Consider the following 15,323-nt stretch of genomic DNA (forward strand, 5'->3'; position numbering starts at 1 on the left):
GTTCCAGCCGTACGGCACGATCGGGGTGAAGTATCACAGTATGGGCGGGCCGGGCGGCCCGCTCGGTTGGCCGATCCGTGCCGAAGAGGACGCCTCGCTGGGTGGGCGGTTCCAGCAGTTCCAGAACGGAATCATCCTGTGGCGGCCCGACATCGCCCATGCCATCTACGGCGACATTCTCACCGCCTTCTGGGCCACCGATGCCGAGCGACGCTGGGGCTTCCCCACCATGGACGAGGCGGACGCCGCCCAAGCGCCCGACGGGACTCGCGGACGTTTCCAGTTCTTTGAGCACGGTCTGTTTCTCTGGTCACCGGAAACCGGGACCCACACCGTTCACGGTGCTATCTACGACGCCTTCCACGACGCCGGTAGCGAAGCCGTTCTGGGCTACCCCCGCACCGATGAGCTCGACGAAGGTGACGGCAAGTACCAACGCTTCCAAGAAGCCACCATCCACTGGCACCCCGACCAGGGCACCTGGATCACCCCTACCTGATCAGCATCACCACCTCACCTCCATTCCCCAACCCAGAAGCAAGCCACCCACCTCAGGGAGCAACCATGACCCCGCAATCGCAGCCGACCGCGCTGAGCCGCCGCCGCCTCCTCACCGGCACGGCAGCCGCAGCCGCCGTCGGGGCGTTCGGCGGCCCCGCCCTCATACCGAATCCGGCCCACGCCGTCGGTGACGGGTTCGGCCTCCGCGTCGTCAGCCCGCCCACCATTCACACCGACCGGCTGCAGTACTACCGCTTCTCCACCAATGCGATCGGATGGGATCCCGCCGTCAATGTCCTGCTGCCCGACGGCTACCACACCAGCGGTAAACGCTACCCCGTGCTGTACCTGCTGCACGGTGGCCAGCAGGACTTCCGTCACTTCCACATGCACGAGAACATCGTTAATCTGACCGCCGGCCGGGAGATCATCGTGGTCATGCCCGACGGCGGCGCCGCTGGCTGGTACTGCAACCCGGTCAGCACCTTCGTGGGCCCACGCGACTGGGAAACCTTCCACATGGACCAACTGGTGCCGTGGATCGATGCGAACTTCCGCACCTTCGCCGAGTACGACGGACGCGCGGTGGCCGGCTTCTCGATGGGCGGCTTCGGTGCGTTGAAGTACGCCGCCAAGTATTTCGGACATTTCTGCTCTGTCAGTTCCCACTCCGGGCCCGCCAGCCTGCGTCGCGACGGTCACCTCGTCGCGCACTGGGCCAACCTCAGTTCCGCCGCGGTGGAGCTGGGTGGCGGCACCATCTATGGCGCGCCGTTCTTCGACCAGGCTCGGGTCACCGCGGACAACCCCATGGAACGCATTCCGAGCTACCACCACAAACGGGTCTTCCTGGTCGCCGGCACCTCACCAGAGCCGGTCAACTGGTGGGACGTCATCAACGAGACCCAGGTGCTCGCCGGACAACGCGAGTTCCGCGCGGCCCTCAGTCAGGCCGGTATTCCCCACCAGGGACTCGAAAGGCCAGGCGGACACTTCTTCCATCACGAGTTCTTCAGGGACGACCTCGACGGCATGTTGGGGCGGCTACGCCGAGCCGGCTGACCCGGACGAGAACCCCCGCGTCCACCACGTCGAACCAGCGAACGAGCTAACCGCTACGAACGGGTGGACGAGCTAACCGCTACGAACGGGTGGACGGCCGCCGGCCGTCCACCGGGAGGTAGGAGATGGGTAAGCACCGCAGCTCCGTCCTGGTCGGCGTCGTCGCCCTGGCCATGGTCGCGACCGCGACCCCGACCGCGGCCCAGGCCCAGGCCGCCGAGCCGGCCGGTACGGTCCGCAACGCCGGTGGGGCCACGGCCGTACCGGGAAGCTACCTCGTGGTCTTCAAGGACAGCGGGGTCAACCGGTCAGCCGTCGGGTCGTCGCTGAACCGGCTACGCAGCCGGCACGGTGGCGTGGTGGCGCGTACGTACACCACGGCCGTGCGGGGTGGTGAGCTGCGGCTCAGCGCCGCGGCGGCGGCCCGGGTCGCCGCCGACCCGGCGGTGGCGTACGTCGAACAGAACCACACCGTGTCGCTCGCCGGCACCCAACCGGACCCACCGTCCTGGGGTCTGGACCGCATCGACCAGCGGTACCGACCGCAGGACGGCTCATACACGTACCCGAACACGGCCGGTGACGTGACGGCGTACATCCTCGACACCGGTGTCCGTACGACACACACCGACTTCGGTGGGCGGGCAACCTGGGGCACCAACACCCTGGATGACAACGACACCGACTGTCACGGTCACGGCACGCATGTCGCCGGCACCGTCGGCGGTACCGTGCACGGCGTGGCCAAGGCGACCAAACTGGTCGCGGTCAAGGCGCTCGACTGCGGCGGCTTTGGCACGGTCGCGAGCGTTGTCGCCGCCGTCGACTGGGTCACCGCGAACGCGGCCAAGCCGGCCGTGGCGAACATGAGTCTCTCCTTCGCGCTGCCGAGCAGCGCCATCGAGGGCGCGGTCACCAACTCGATCGACTCCGGCGTGACGTACACGGTGGCGGCGGGCAACGCTGGCATCGATGCCTGCATCCAATCCCCGGCCCGGACCCCGGCGGCGATCACCGTCGGCTGGACCAACAGCACCGACACCCGTTACATCATGTCGAACTACGGCAGCTGTCTGGACATCTTCGCGCCGGGTTCGTCGATCACCTCGGCCTGGGCCAGCAGCGACACCTCGACCTTCACCACCAGCGGTACGTCGATGGCGGCACCGCACGTGGCCGGTGCCGCCGCGCTGGTGCTCGCCGAGAATCCCGCGTACACCCCGCAGCAGGTCCGGGGCACCCTGGTGGCGAACGCGACCAGCGGCGTCGTCGGCAACCCGGGCGGCGGATCGCCGAACCGGCTGCTCTTTGTCGACGACGGCACCCCGCCTCCGCCCCCGCCGGCGGGCTGTACCGGCACCAACGACACCGACGTCGCGATTCTGGATCTGGCGATGGCCAGCAGTTCGATCACCCTCTCGGACTGCGGCCGGGCCGCCTCGGCCACCTCGACCGTCGCGGTGAACATCCGGCACACCTTCCGTGGCGACGTGGAGATCGACCTGGTCGCCCCGGACGGCTCCGCCTACCGGCTGAAGAACTGGGACTTCTTCGACCGGGTTGACCACATCAACGAGACCTACGCGGTCGACCTGTCCGGCGAGTACGCGGACGGTACCTGGCTACTGCGGGTACGCGACGTCTGGCTCAACGACATCGGCTACCTCAACACCTGGACGCTGAACCTCTGAAACCCCGACCCCCACAGGCCGAGGCCCCTTCCGCACCACCCGGGAGGGGCCTCGCGGGGCGGCGGTGTGCGGAGCCTGTGCTCCGCGCCCTACGTGTTCGCGGAACTGTTCCTGCGGACCAGCATGTACCCGTATGCGGGCTCGGGCTCTTCGGGCGGGGCGCTGCCCTGGAACACCAGGGTGAATCCGGCGGTGGTGAAGCGGTCCTCCATCTCCCGGGACGAGAGCCAGTACCGATCGAAGTCGACTCCGAGGCTCTCGACGGGGCTACCGGGAGCATTACGATGCCCGGTCCCGTCCCCGTACTTGAACGCCGCCACCAGGTAGCCGTCCGGCCGTACGACCCGGGCGAGTTCGGCGAACGCCTTCGCCCGGGAGTCCGGTGCCAGGAAGATCAATGAGTACCAGCACACCACCCCGGCCAGCGACGCGTCGGCGAACGGTAGCTCCCGCAGATCGGCGACCTCGTACCCGAAGCCCGGATGCTCCCGCCGCGCCACCGCCACCATTCCGGGCGACAGATCCACCCCAGACGGTGACAGGCCCCGACCCGCTAGGTACGGCAGAAGTCGTCCGGTACCGCAACCGACGTCTGCGACCTCCGTACCCAGGGACAAGGTCAGCTCGGCGAACAGGTCGAGCATCGCCCGCTCGACCGGCATCCTCTCCAGTACCCCGACCAGGTTCTTCGCATACCACTCCGACAACACGTCGTGTGCGTCCCGTAGCTCCTCGGTACCGATGTCCATCCCGCTGACCCTCCCCGTCGTCGGCCGTTGAGGCACGAACCTACTCCAAACCCACACCCCGCAGCGCCACCATCGCGCCGGTTTGCGGCTATCGCTCGGCACCGGGCGTGGTGGTCGAGCGGACGAGCAGACCGGTGATGAGGGCCAGGGCCGCACCCAGGACAGCGACGCCGAGCAGGGTGATCCGCCAGGCGTCGGTCAGGTGGGCCGCGAGCCGACCGGCGTCGGGGGTGGCGCCGACGTTGCCGGCGACGACGCGTCCCGCGAGGTCCGCCGATCCCAGCCTGCCGGTGACGAGGGTGATGAGGACACCGCCGAAGAGAGCGAGGATCCCCGCGTTGGCGGCGCCGCGCACGGTGTTGAGCATGCCCGCGGCCATGCCGGCGCGTTCGGTGTTGACCTGGTTTACGGCCTGAGCGTCGGTGACGCCCATGGCCAGTCCGACCCCCGCGCCGACGGTCAGTAGCGGCCCGGCCAGGGCGGGCACGTCAATGCCGGGGGTCAGGACGCTGAGCCAGGCGTTTCCGCCCGCGAGGACCAGGAGGGCGACGGTGATCAGCGCCGTGGGGGTGACGCCCCGGTTGACCAGCACCGCGGCGACCGGCGGTACGAGCATCATCGGCACGGTCGGCAGGAGCATGATCAGGCCGGTCTGGCCGGCGGTGAACCCGGCCGGCGCCTGCAGATAGGTGGGCAGGAAGGCGAGCACGCCGCCGTAGCCGAATGCCGTGAGCGACGTGGCGAGCAGCCAGCCCATGAACCGCCGGTGGCGTAGCAGCGTCAGGTCCAACACCGGGTTGGCGGCACGCCGTTGGACGGGTACGAAGGCGGTGAGTGCGACCAGCCCGAGTAGGCCGGCACCGAGCACGACGGGGTCGGTCCAGCCCCGCGCCGGGCCCTGGGAGATGGCGAGCAGGACGCCGGTCAGCGCGGTTACCAGGGTGACCGCGCCGAGCCAGTCGATGCGTGGTCGGACGCTGGCTCGGCTCTCGGGCAGCAGCAGGCTGCCGGCGGCGAGGAGGAGTCCGACGATGGCGAAGCAGCCGAAGCTGAGTCGCCACCCCACCGTCGTGACGATCCACCCGGACACGCTGGGCCCGAGTGCCAGGCCGAGCGCGGCGGTCGCGCCGACGGCGGCGAAGACGCGGATGCGGGCCGGGCCGGTGAAGCCGGCCGCCAGGATCCCGCCACTCGCGGCCAGGATGCATGCGGCGCCGGCGCCGGTCAGTACCCGGGCTCCCAGCAGGACGCCGACGCCGGGCGCGAGGGCCGCGACGAGGCTGCCCGCGGTGTAGGCCAGCGCGCCGATGCGGTAGACGCGGCGCCGTCCGACACCGTCGGCGAGCGAGCCGGCCACGAGCATGAGGGCCGAGGCGGTCAGGAAGTAGCCGGTGACCACCCACTGCGTGGCCGCGCTGCCCGCGTTGACCTCGGCGCTGATTCGTGGAATCGCCACGCTCGCCCCGGACATGGACATCGGCAGGGCGAGGAACCCGGCGAGGATCACCGGCAGGCTGCCGCGGGAGGTGGGTACCGACGGTGCCGCGCGCGCGGTCGGTGACGACACTGCCTCGGGCCGCCGGTTCAGCTGGCCGCGGCGACCGTGCGCAGTGTGGCGAGTGCGCGGCTCCAGGCGACCGTCTCGTCGAGCAGCTCGGCAAGGTCGTCGGCGTGGCGTTCGGTCGGGGTGAACACGCCGGTGGTGGCGGGGTCGGCCGGGTCGAGTCCGGTGTAGTCGAAGTCGGTGAAGGTGCTGAGCGCCACCTGGGTGCGTACGTCGGCGAGCTTGAGCTCGGCGGCGATCTGGCGGAGCTGCTCCACCGCCCGCACCCCGCCGTGGACGCCGTAGCTGACGAAGCCCGCGGCCTTGTCGTTCCATTCGTAGAACAGGTAGTCGATTGCGTTCTTCACACCGCCGGGGACGCCGTGGTTGTACTCCGGCGTGACGAAGACGTAGCCGTCGAAGGCGTCGATTGCTGCGGCCCAGCGCTTGGTGTGCTCGTGTTCGTAGGTGTGGTAGAGCGCCGGGGCCGACTCGTCGAGCACGGGAAGGTGGAACTCGGCCAGGTCGACCAGCTCGAACACCGTGTCTGCCGGGCCCCGGGACCGTGCGGTCTGCAGCGTCCAGTCGGCGACGGCCTTGCCACGGCGGTGCCGGCGGGTGCTGCCGACGAGGACGGCGATGCGGGTCATGATGCCTCCAAATCTGTAAAGTACATCAGGTACTTTACATGGTAGCGTGGGTGACGCAAGCGACGAGAGGACGCCATGACTGAGACGACGAGCGCATCGCCCGCCACCGCCGGGCCACGGCTGCGCGGGGACAAACGAGCCGCGATCCTCAGCGGAGCGTTACAGGCGTTCGCCCGCGACGGATTCAGCCGCGCCAGCATCGACACGATCGCGAACGAGGCCGGCGTCTCCACCCGGACCATCTACAAGCACTTCACGGACAAGACGACGCTCTTCGCCACGGTGATCACCGAGTCCGCGGCCACCGTCGCCGCGCAGGAGACCGCGCTGATCGAACTCCACCTCGACGCCGTCGCCTCCCGCGACCAGGTCGAACCGGCGCTTGCGGCCTTCGCCCACGCGTGGCTCTCCGACACCGGGCAGCCGGACGCGCACCGCGCACTGATCCGGCAGGTCGACACCGAGGCCGACCACCTCAACGCCGAGGCGGTCACCGCCTGGTGGCAGGCGGGTCCCGCACGCGTTCGCGCCGAACTCGCCGCCCGCCTGCGTCGTTGGGCCGAGGCTGACCTGCTGCGCGCCGACGACGCCGAGCGGGCCGCCGTACACTTCGCGCGCCTGGTCTCGGCGACACCCGGCCCGCCAGGTACCCCCACCACCATGCGCGGACGGAAAGACTGGATCACCGCTGGCGTGCGGGCCTTCCTGCACGGGTACCACGCATGACGCCACCGTTGACCGCGGAAGCGTTCGGGCGGCAGGGCTTCGGTGCCATGCGCCTCCGGGACAACACCGCCGCCGACCCGGACCGCGATCCCGTCGCTGTCATTCACACCGCCCTCGACCACGGGGTACGCATGATCGACACCGCCGATGCGTACGGCAACGAGGAACTCGTCGGCCGCGCCATCCGCTCCCGGCGCGGGCAGGTCACCCTGGCCACCAAGTTCGGCCTCCGGCCCCGCCCCGACCTCCCCCGCGGCTTCGAGGTGCGCGCCGATCCCGCATACGTTCGGAGCGCCTGCGAGGCCAGCCTCCAGCGACTGGGCACCGACGTTATCGACCTGTACTACCTGCATCACCGCAGCGACACCGTGCCCATCGAGGAGACCGTCGGGGCCCTGGCCGACCTGGTGGCCCGCGGGCTGGTACGGGCGATCGGACTCTCCAACGTCACCGCCGCGGACCTGCACCGCGCCCAGGCCGTGCACCCGATCACCGCGCTGCAGGAGCGCTGGTCCCTGACCGAGCGCGGCATCGAGGCCAGCCTGCTGGCCGCCGCCACCGAGCACCGCATCACCGTCGTGGCGCACTCACCGACGTCCCACGGCCTGCTCCACCACCGGCCGGTTGGCGACGACACGCCGCCGCACCACCCCGGCGCGGTCCTGGCCCGTCTCGCCCAACAACTCGGCGCCTCCCCCGGACAGGTCGCGCTGGCGTGGGTCCACCACCGCGAACGCATCCACGGCCGCACCGTTCTTCCGCTACCCGGCACCACGCGGGTCAGTCACGCCCGGACGAACCTCGCCGCAGCCGACCTGCAGCTACCGGAAGCGGTGCTGCACCAGCTCGACGCCGTACCGATCCCGTAGGGCTTGCCCGGTCGGTCACCTTGACGTGAAGTCTTCTTCAACTTCTAGGTTCGGTGGTGGCGATCGACAGAGTCGTACATGACGACAAATCCCGTTACATCGATGAAAAGGTGGGTCGTGGTGGCTCAGGAGTCGCAGCGGGCGGGGCGGCGAGAGTGGTGGGGTCTGGCTGCCCTTGCTCTGCCGACGCTGTTGGTGGCGATGGACCTCACGGTGCTGCACCTGGCGGTGCCGGCACTCAGCGAAGCCCTCAAACCGAGCAGTTCGGAACTGCTCTGGATCACTGATGTCTACGGTTTCCTCATCGCCGGCTTCCTGATCACGATGGGGTCGCTCGGCGATCGGATCGGCCGTCGACGGCTGTTGTTGATCGGCGCATTCGGGTTCGGCGTCGCGTCGTTGCTGGCATCGTTCTCCACCACCCCGGAGATGCTGATTCTCACCCGGGCGCTGCTGGGAGTCGCCGGGGCTACGCTGATGCCCTCGACCCTGGCGTTGATCCGCAGCATGTTTCCGAGCCCGGCGCAGCGCGGAGTGGCGGTCGGTGTCTGGATGACCAGCTTTGTCACCGGGACCGCGATCGGGCCGCTGGTGGGTGGGATTCTCCTTGAGTTCTACTGGTGGGGGGCGGTGTTTTTGCTCGGCGTGCCGGTGATGGTGCTGTTGCTGATCATCGGTCCGATGCTGCTCCCGGAGGTGGCGGACCCCGGTGCCGGCCGCCCGGACCTGCTCAGTGCTCTCGCCTCGCTGGTCACCATGCTGGCCGTGGTGTTCGGGTTCAAGCAGTTCGCCGAGGGGGCCAGCGGTCCGCTGCCGTGGGCCTGCATGGCCCTTGGGGCCGGTCTCGGCTGGATCTTCGTTCGCCGGCAGCGGACTTTGCGGGATCCCCTCCTCGACCTGGCGTTGTTCACCCGCCGTACGTTCGGGGTGGCCGTCGCCGTGCAGACCCTGGCGGTCTTCGCGATGGCGGGTGTGCAGTTCTTCGCGGGTCAGTATCTCCAACTCGTCCTCGGTATGTCCCCGCTGCGAGCCGGACTCTGGTCCCTGCCGTGGACGCTGGTGGGCGTTGCCGGGGCGATGCTGGCGCCGCTCGCCGTCCGCCGCCTGTCGCGCTCGGCAGTGCTGGGGGGTGGCCTGGCGCTCGGTGCGGTGGGTTTCGGTGCTCTGGCCGGAATCGGCTCGGCCGCCGGGTTCACCTTGCTGGTGGCCGGCATGGTCGTTGCGTCCCTTGGCATCTCCGGTGCGATGACCCTGAGCACGGACCTGGTCGTCGGGGCGGCTCCCGAGGAGCGCGCCGGTTCGGCGTCGGCCATCTCCGAGACCGGAAGCGAGCTCGGCCTCGCCCTGGGCATCGCGGTGCTGGGGAGCATCGGCGGTGCCATCTACCGCCAGGACCTGATCGGGTCCGCGCCCGTGCCGACCCCGCCCGAGTCGATGCAGGTCGCGACGGAGACGTTGGGCGGGGCGGTCAGCGTGGCGGCCGAGCTGCCCGGCGGGGTCGGCGATGCCCTGCTCGCCGCTGCTCGGGAGGCGTTCACCACCGGGATGGCGGTGACATCGGCGATCAGCAGCGTGGTGCTGATCGCCCTGGCGATCGCCGTCGGCCTCCTGCTGCGCCGGGTGCAGCCAGACGGTGACCGGAAGCAGGAGGTCGGTGCCACCGTCGATGACCACATCCGTTGACCGACTAGGCGGCGACCCTTTCGACCGTCGAGGCGGTCGCCGGTTGTCGCAACGTGGGTGTGAGTACGAGCGTCACCAGCAGCGACGCGATCGCCATGACACTCATCGCCGTACCTGCCGGGATGAACTGCGCAACAAGACCAGCGATCGTCGCACCCGCCGCCTGCATGGCGAGTAAGCCGGACGTGTGCAGCCCGAGCGCCTGGCCCCGAAGGTCATCCGGGGTGAGCGTGATGAGGCGGTCCTGCAACAGCAGCCCCGCGCTGAAGCCCACGGCGGCAACCGCCAGGAGGAGCGCTGAGACCGGAACAGACCCGTCCTCGGGCAGACGTTCCGACCCCTGACCGGCGGCTCTCACCCGGCGCCGACGCCAGCGCCGACGTGCCTGGACCGCCCTGTACGGCCCCGCACCGACGCCCACCCATGCCCGCCCGCACCGCGGTGGGAGCACTCCGGCCCGCGCCGAAGGTGTCGACCGATCGGTGGACACCGGGATTCAGTCGGGTGGTCGTCCCCGGCCGGGCGCGGTGGCGAGAGCCTGGACCCATGACCGAATCGCTCGCCGTACGGGTGCGGGGCCTGCGCAAACGCTATCGGAACATCCCGGCGGTCGACGGGATCGACCTCGACATCGTCACTGGTGAGATCTTCGCGCTGCTCGGCCCGAACGGTGCCGGCAAGACGACGACGGTGGAGATCCTCGAAGGCTACCGCCGCCGGGATGAGGGCGAGGTGTCCGTCCTGGGCGTTGACCCGCAGCAGGCGCCACGGAGCTGGCGGTACGGCATCGGCATCGTTTCGCAGGGCGTCGCCGACCTGTCCGAGCTCACCGTCGGCGAGACGGTTCGACACTTCGCCCGGTACTACCCCGATGCAGGGGACCCCGATCAGGTGATCGATTCGGTCGGGCTGAGCGGGAAGACGCGCGCGCGGGTGCGTACGCTCTCCGGCGGCCAGCGGCGTCGGCTCGACGTCGCGGTCGGCGTCATCGGCAACCCGAAGCTGCTGTTCCTGGACGAACCGACCACCGGATTCGATCCCCGCGCGCGCCGGCAGTTCTGGAGCCTGATCCGCTCGCTGGCCGCGGAGCGCGGCACCACCGTCCTGCTTACCACGCACTATCTCGACGAGGCCGAGGCGCTCGCCAACCGGGTCGCGATCGTCGCCGCGGGAAAAATCGTGGCCGAGGGGGATCCGGCGACGCTCGGTGGCCGGGCCGGTGCCGAGGTTACCGTCTCCTGGGACGAGGACGGTGTGCGTCGCACCGCGCACACGTCGGACCCCGGTCCGCTCGTCGCCGACCTCACCAGCCGCCACGGCGGCACCGTGCCGGGCCTCACCGTGACCCGGCAGAGCCTCGAAGACGCCTATCTGACTCTCATCGGCAGGGACCGATGACCACCGCAGCGATCGCTGGCGCGCGCCGTGGGCCGTCGGTCGCCTACCTTGGCGTGCACCGCGGCACTATCGAGCTGAAGGCCTTCTTACGGGAGCGCGACGCCGTCGTGTTCACGTTCGCCCTGCCCGCCGTTCTGCTCGCGCTGCTCGGCGCAATGATCAGCGGGGTGTACGAGGGCAGTAGCGTCACCTCGGCGCAGTATCTCGTGCCCAGCATGGTCGCCGCCGGCGTCGCCTCCACCACGTTCGTCAATCTCGGTATCAGTGTCGCCGCCGACCGGCAGGACGGCACGCTGAAGCGGCTACGCGGTGCACCGATGCCCGCCGCGGCCTACTTCCTCGGCAAGGTCATCATGGTGCTCGTCGTGACGGTCGCCGAGGTTGTCGTCCTGTTCGGAATCGGCGTGCTGATGTTTGACGTCACGATGCCGACCGACCCGTCGCGCTGGTTGACCTTCGCCTGGGTGTTGTCCTCGGGGTCACCGGATGCACGTTCCTCGGCATCGCGGCGAGCAGCCTGGCCAGCTCGGAGCGCAGCGCCGGCGCCGTGATGAACCTGCCGTACATCGCCCTGTCGTTGATCTCCGGCATCTTCTACACGCCGATCAGCGCGTTGCCCGAGCCGCTGCTCACGATGGGCTCACTGTTCCCGCTGAAGTGGATGGCCCAGGGCTTCCGCTCGGCGCTGCTGCCGGACACCATCCTCACCCAGGAGGTCGTGATGTCGTGGGAGCATGGCAGAACGGCGGTGATCCTGGGCGCGTGGTGCATCGGAGGTCTCCTGCTATGCCGCACGACGTTTCGCTGGCGGGGACGCCGGGACGGGTGATCCCCGGCACCGGCGCCGCAACGGGTCCGACCGCGATGGGTCCGACCGCAACGGGCTGCCCGACCGCGATGGGTCCGACCGCAACGGGCTGCCCGACCGCGATGGGTCCGACCGCGACGGGTCCGGCCAGCCACCCCGGCGAAGTGGGTGGCCGATGGTGGACCAGCGACGTGGTGTGGGAGATCTACTACGTCCTCATCGCCGTCGCCACCGCTGCCCTCGTCCTGGGGGCCACGAACCGACCGGCCACGGCCCGCACCGGCGCGGTGGCCACGATCGTCGTGGCACTCGTCTGGTACGCCGTGTGGCGGCGCGTGCTCTCCGGCGGGGGTGGCGCCACCTGGCACGGCTACGCCTACTTCGCCGGCGCCACCGGGTTGTTCGCCGCCGGTGTGGCGATGGTCAACGGTGTGTCACTGCTGCTGGCCATGCTGTGCCCGCAGGCGTACGTCATCCTGCCGCGCCGGCGCGCGTTCATCGCGGTGGTGACGGTCAACGTCAGCTACCTGGCGGTGATCTTCGCTGTTTCGCGTGACCTGGTGGCGCTGTTCGAGGCGCCACTGTGGGTGGCGATGATGACGGTGGTCGTCTCGGTGGTGTGCGGTACCTGGTTCAGCCACGTCTCGGACCAGAACGACGACCGCGCCGAACTGATCCGCGAACTCGAGGCCAGCCGCGCCGAGGTGGCGCGGCTCAGCCACGAGGACGGCGTGCACGCCGAGCGGCAGCGACTCGCCGCGGACATCCACGACACCATTGCGCAGGGGCTGTCCAGCGTGCTGATGCTGATGCAGGCGGCCGAGGCTGATCTCGAACAGTCACCCGGGAAGGCGCGGCGACACCTGGCCCTGGCGATGGAGACCGCTCGCGACAACCTGACCGAGGCGCGGGCGCTAGTCGGTGCGCTCACGCCGGCCGCGCTCGACGACTCCTCGCTGGCGCAGGCGCTGCGCCGGCTCGTCGACCGTTTCCGGTCGGAGACCGGCCTGCACGCGGAGTTCGCCACCGACGTCCACGGACCACCGCTACCCAAGGCACTCGAGGTGGTGCTGCTGCGTACGGCGCAGGAGTCGCTCACGAACGTCCGCAAGCACGCCCGGGCCAGTTCGGTCCTCGTACGGCTGGGGCAGCACGATGGGTCGGTGGTACTGGAGACGCAGGACGACGGGTGCGGCCGCGCCGCGACGGCGGAATCGGGAGGCTACGGGTTGGCGGCGATGCGCAGTCGCGTCGAGCAGATGTCCGGCACGGTGACGGTGAGCTCGGAGCCCGGTTCGGGCACCCTGGTCCGGGTCGAGGTACCGGTCTCGTGATCTCGGTGCTGCTGGTGGACGACCACCCGGTTGTACGGGCCGGTGTCCGCGGCATGCTCGGCGGCGAGCCGGACATCACCGTCGTCGGCGAGGCCGCCTCCGGGGCCGAGGCGCTCACGTCGGTGCGGGCCCTGCACCCGGATGTGGTGTTGATGGACCTCCGCATGCCGGGCCTCGACGGGGTGGGCGCCACCGGTCAGTTACGCACGGTGGCACCGGACACGCGGGTGCTGGTGCTCACGACGTACGAGTCCGACGCGGACGTGCTGCGAGCCGTCGAGGCGGGCGCCACCGGGTATCTCCTTAAGGACTCCTCGCGCACCGACCTGCTCGGTGCCATCCGGGCGGCCGCGCGTGGCGAGACGGTGCTGTCACCGACGGTCGCGACCCGGCTGCTGAACCAGGTGCGGCACCCGAAGCGGGACGTGCTGTCGCCGCGCGAGGTCAACGTTCTGCGCCTCGTGGCAGTTGGCATGTCTAATCCAGACATCAGCCGGGCCCTGAACATCGCTGAGGCCACGGTCAAGACGCATTTGCTGCGCGCGTTCGCGAAACTCGGCGTCTCCGACCGCACGGCGGCCGTGACGAAGGCGATGTCGCTGGGGCTCATCCCACCCGACGCCGGCACCTGACGCTGCCGGAGTGCGCAGCTTCCATCAGGATGACACCCTTGCGGGACCGGCCAGAAAACCTTGTTGAGGAGAACGTACGCGCGGTGCTGCGTACAGGATGGTGCATTCGCGTCGAGTCACTGACCCACCTTCCGGTGGGCTTCGGCAGTCACCATTGGTCGGCGACCGATCAACGTGGCTCGGAGTGGTTCGTCAAAGTTGACGACCTCGGCTTCGTGGCGGACGGGCGGGACGAGGAGTTCGGCCGGCTCAGCCGCTCCCAGGAAACCGCCCTGGCCCTACACCGCGACGCGGGACTTGGCTTTGTGCTCGCGCCCGTTCCGGCCGAGAACGGGGCACCGTTGTGGAGACTGTCGTCCCGGTACGCCCTGTCGGTGTTTCCGGCCATCGCCGGCGCCGCCGGGCAGTTCGGCCCCCATCGGCGCGAGGAACTCGCCGAGGTGACCGGGCTTATCGCCGAGGTGCACCGGGCCACTCCCGCGGTCGCGCAGCTGGCGCCCCGCGCCGACCTGCTGCTGCCCGGCAGGGACGGGCTGAACGCGGCCCTCGCCGACCTGGGGCGGCCCTGGACCGGTGGCCCGCACTCCGTGGCCGCCCGAGATCTGTTGCTCCGGCACGAGGGGCGGGTACGGCAGTGGCAGGAGAGGTTCGACCAGCTTGTTGCCGAGGTACGCGGTGACGGGTCCGACTGGGTGGTCACCCACGGTGAGCTGCATCCCGGCAACGTCCTGCGTTCACCCGCCGGGGCCTGGCTGATCGACTGGGCCACCGTGCAGCTGGCGCCCCCGGAGCGGGACGTGTGGATGCTCACCGACGCGTTCGCCGGAATGCTCCGGGAGGAACCCACGGGCGCGGACGCGCAGGTGCACTCCCGGTACCGCCAGATCAGCGGCCGCACCGTGTCGCCGGCCGGGATCGCCCTCTACCGGCTCTGGTGGCCGCTCGCCGACGTCGCTGCCTTCCTCGATGACCTCCGCCGTCCGCACGGTGACGGTGTGGATGCCGCCGCGGCGCTGAGGTACCTCACCGGCAACCTGGAGGGCGCGTCGGCCTGAGCCGGGCCGTAGCTCTTTTGTGCGGGCCGGGGCAGCGCCGGTTGGTTCTCCCGGTCGGTCCCGTGCCATCGGTGCGTCCAGTGTGCTGTCTTGATCACTCCGGTCGGGCGTCCGCAGCTGCCGCCACCGGCCGTCGCCCCCGCCACCCCTTGCTGGTCGTGGCTAACCTGTCGGCATGGATCGTCGGCCTGCGGCACCCTGGGCGCCAAGCGCCGTCGTGCTGCTGACGGTGGCATGGCTCCTCGGCGCGCTGGTGCTGCTCAATTGGCTGATCGACATCGGCTCCGGACTGTTTTGGGTCGATCCCGACATGACCCAGCGTGCCCGTGCTGACTGGGTGCGTAGGAGAGACACAGCACTGCTGCTCTTGGCGGTCGAGGTGGTGGCCGGCCCGATGGTGATCGCCGTCGTGGCCGTCTGCGGGCAACTACGCCGGACTGCCGCTGTCTACCTGTTGATCGCGTTTGGGCTCTGCCTACTCGCAGTACCGGTGGCCCCTGAGGCGTACCGGGATATCAACCCGCCCTCGCCTCCACCTCCAGCACCAACGAGGTGCCAGGAGCGGAGCGGCGGCGAGGCCAGCTGTCCCGGTGGGTAGCCGGTGTTCCCCGCGTGCCCCAGG

At 69.9% G+C, this 15,323-nt stretch carries 15 protein-coding genes and 1 pseudogene; 12 read left to right on the forward strand and 4 right to left on the reverse strand.

All coding sequences use genetic code 11. The annotated features are described in order from the left end of the window. The 3 genes from H0524_RS20880 to H0524_RS20890 all read left to right on the forward strand — a co-directional run. On the forward strand, positions 1-499 hold a 499-nt coding region (locus tag H0524_RS20880; protein WP_375372019.1), incomplete at its 5' end, for an LGFP repeat-containing protein. A gap of 65 nt (positions 500-564) precedes the next feature. After that, a complete protein-coding gene (locus H0524_RS20885; protein ID WP_180200167.1) occupies positions 565-1,563 on the forward strand; it encodes an alpha/beta hydrolase family protein in 999 nt (332 codons plus the stop codon). A gap of 125 nt (positions 1,564-1,688) precedes the next feature. Beyond that, complete coding sequence (locus H0524_RS20890) at positions 1,689-3,254, forward strand: S8 family serine peptidase (RefSeq protein WP_180200168.1); 1,566 nt, start codon at positions 1,689-1,691, stop codon at positions 3,252-3,254. A gap of 89 nt (positions 3,255-3,343) precedes the next feature. Here the strand turns inward: H0524_RS20890 and H0524_RS20895 are convergent, their stop codons facing one another. The 3 genes from H0524_RS20895 to H0524_RS20905 all read right to left on the reverse strand — a co-directional run bounded on the left by H0524_RS20895 (position 3,344) and on the right by H0524_RS20905 (position 6,196). Beyond that, the gene (locus H0524_RS20895; protein WP_180200169.1) at positions 3,344-4,003 is read right to left on the reverse strand and encodes a class I SAM-dependent methyltransferase; all 660 of its coding nucleotides are present in this window, start codon (positions 4,001-4,003) and stop codon (positions 3,344-3,346) included. An 88-nt stretch (positions 4,004-4,091) separates the two neighbouring features. Then, entirely contained in the window at positions 4,092-5,570 is a 1,479-nt protein-coding gene (locus tag H0524_RS20900; RefSeq protein ID WP_309225184.1) for an MFS transporter, read from the reverse strand. Positions 5,571-5,587: 17 nt separating this feature from the next. Then, positions 5,588-6,196: an NADPH-dependent FMN reductase gene (locus tag H0524_RS20905; protein ID WP_018728874.1), complete on the reverse strand. Its 609-nt coding sequence runs from the start codon at positions 6,194-6,196 to the stop codon at positions 5,588-5,590. Positions 6,197-6,271: 75 nt separating this feature from the next. On the opposite strand from H0524_RS20905, the gene H0524_RS20910 reads away from it, so the two are divergent. From H0524_RS20910 to H0524_RS20920, 3 genes are all read left to right on the forward strand, one after another. Continuing rightward, entirely contained in the window at positions 6,272-6,922 is a 651-nt protein-coding gene (locus tag H0524_RS20910; protein ID WP_180200171.1) for a TetR/AcrR family transcriptional regulator, read from the forward strand. Positions 6,923-6,969: 47 nt separating this feature from the next. Next, positions 6,970-7,791 (forward strand): aldo/keto reductase, encoded by an 822-nt coding sequence (locus H0524_RS20915; protein ID WP_180200223.1) that lies wholly within the window; start codon positions 6,970-6,972, stop codon positions 7,789-7,791. A 102-nt stretch (positions 7,792-7,893) separates the two neighbouring features. Continuing rightward, the gene (locus tag H0524_RS20920) at positions 7,894-9,474 is read left to right on the forward strand and encodes an MFS transporter (RefSeq protein ID WP_218942371.1); all 1,581 of its coding nucleotides are present in this window, start codon (positions 7,894-7,896) and stop codon (positions 9,472-9,474) included. Positions 9,475-9,478: 4 nt separating this feature from the next. Here H0524_RS20920 and H0524_RS20925 read toward each other — a convergent pair whose 3' ends face one another. Continuing rightward, complete coding sequence (locus tag H0524_RS20925) at positions 9,479-9,748, reverse strand: hypothetical protein (protein ID WP_180200172.1); 270 nt, start codon at positions 9,746-9,748, stop codon at positions 9,479-9,481. A 272-nt stretch (positions 9,749-10,020) separates the two neighbouring features. Between H0524_RS20925 and H0524_RS20930 the strand changes: the two genes are divergently transcribed. From H0524_RS20930 to H0524_RS20955, 6 genes and pseudogenes are all read left to right on the forward strand, one after another. Beyond that, positions 10,021-10,872: an ABC transporter ATP-binding protein gene (locus tag H0524_RS20930; RefSeq protein WP_180200173.1), complete on the forward strand. Its 852-nt coding sequence runs from the start codon at positions 10,021-10,023 to the stop codon at positions 10,870-10,872. Then, a pseudogene (locus H0524_RS20935) lies at positions 10,869-11,701 on the forward strand (ABC transporter permease). The gene H0524_RS20930 and the pseudogene H0524_RS20935 overlap by 4 nt, the downstream one beginning before the upstream one ends. Further along, positions 11,659-13,014: a sensor histidine kinase gene (locus tag H0524_RS20940; protein ID WP_180200174.1), complete on the forward strand. Its 1,356-nt coding sequence runs from the start codon at positions 11,659-11,661 to the stop codon at positions 13,012-13,014. Before H0524_RS20935 ends, H0524_RS20940 begins: the two are co-directional and overlap by 43 nt. Next, positions 13,011-13,646 carry a response regulator transcription factor gene (locus H0524_RS20945; RefSeq protein ID WP_180200175.1) on the forward strand — a complete coding sequence of 212 codons (636 nt, stop codon included), beginning with the start codon at positions 13,011-13,013 and terminating at the stop codon, positions 13,644-13,646. Before H0524_RS20940 ends, H0524_RS20945 begins: the two co-directional genes overlap by 4 nt. Positions 13,647-13,780: 134 nt before the next feature. After that, positions 13,781-14,701, forward strand: coding sequence for a phosphotransferase (locus tag H0524_RS20950; protein ID WP_180200225.1), 921 nt, complete (start codon positions 13,781-13,783; stop codon positions 14,699-14,701). Positions 14,702-14,876: 175 nt separating this feature from the next. Next, positions 14,877-15,299: a hypothetical protein gene (locus H0524_RS20955; RefSeq protein ID WP_180200176.1), complete on the forward strand. Its 423-nt coding sequence runs from the start codon at positions 14,877-14,879 to the stop codon at positions 15,297-15,299. The last annotated feature ends 24 nt before the right edge of the window (positions 15,300-15,323 follow it).

The organism is Salinispora sp. H7-4, assembly GCF_013416675.1.
In the GTDB taxonomy this organism is placed as follows: Bacteria; Actinomycetota; Actinomycetes; order Mycobacteriales; family Micromonosporaceae; genus Micromonospora; species Micromonospora vitiensis.

Excerpts from the sequence above, each read along its gene's own strand:
- H0524_RS20885 (WP_180200167.1), top strand. The coding sequence starts at position 565 with ATGACCCCGCAATCGCAGCCGACCGCGCTGAGCCGCCGCCGCCTCCTC.
- H0524_RS20955 (WP_180200176.1), top strand. The coding sequence starts at position 14,877 with ATGGATCGTCGGCCTGCGGCACCCTGGGCGCCAAGCGCCGTCGTGCTG.
- H0524_RS20895 (WP_180200169.1), bottom strand. The coding sequence starts at position 4,003 with ATGGACATCGGTACCGAGGAGCTACGGGACGCACACGACGTGTTGTCG.
- H0524_RS20915 (WP_180200223.1), top strand. The coding sequence starts at position 6,970 with ATGCGCCTCCGGGACAACACCGCCGCCGACCCGGACCGCGATCCCGTC.
- H0524_RS20905 (WP_018728874.1), bottom strand. The coding sequence starts at position 6,196 with ATGACCCGCATCGCCGTCCTCGTCGGCAGCACCCGCCGGCACCGCCGT.
- H0524_RS20910 (WP_180200171.1), top strand. The coding sequence starts at position 6,272 with ATGACTGAGACGACGAGCGCATCGCCCGCCACCGCCGGGCCACGGCTG.
- H0524_RS20940 (WP_180200174.1), top strand. The coding sequence starts at position 11,659 with ATGCCGCACGACGTTTCGCTGGCGGGGACGCCGGGACGGGTGATCCCC.
- H0524_RS20920 (WP_218942371.1), top strand. The coding sequence starts at position 7,894 with ATGAAAAGGTGGGTCGTGGTGGCTCAGGAGTCGCAGCGGGCGGGGCGG.
- H0524_RS20930 (WP_180200173.1), top strand. The coding sequence starts at position 10,021 with ATGACCGAATCGCTCGCCGTACGGGTGCGGGGCCTGCGCAAACGCTAT.
- H0524_RS20890 (WP_180200168.1), top strand. The coding sequence starts at position 1,689 with ATGGGTAAGCACCGCAGCTCCGTCCTGGTCGGCGTCGTCGCCCTGGCC.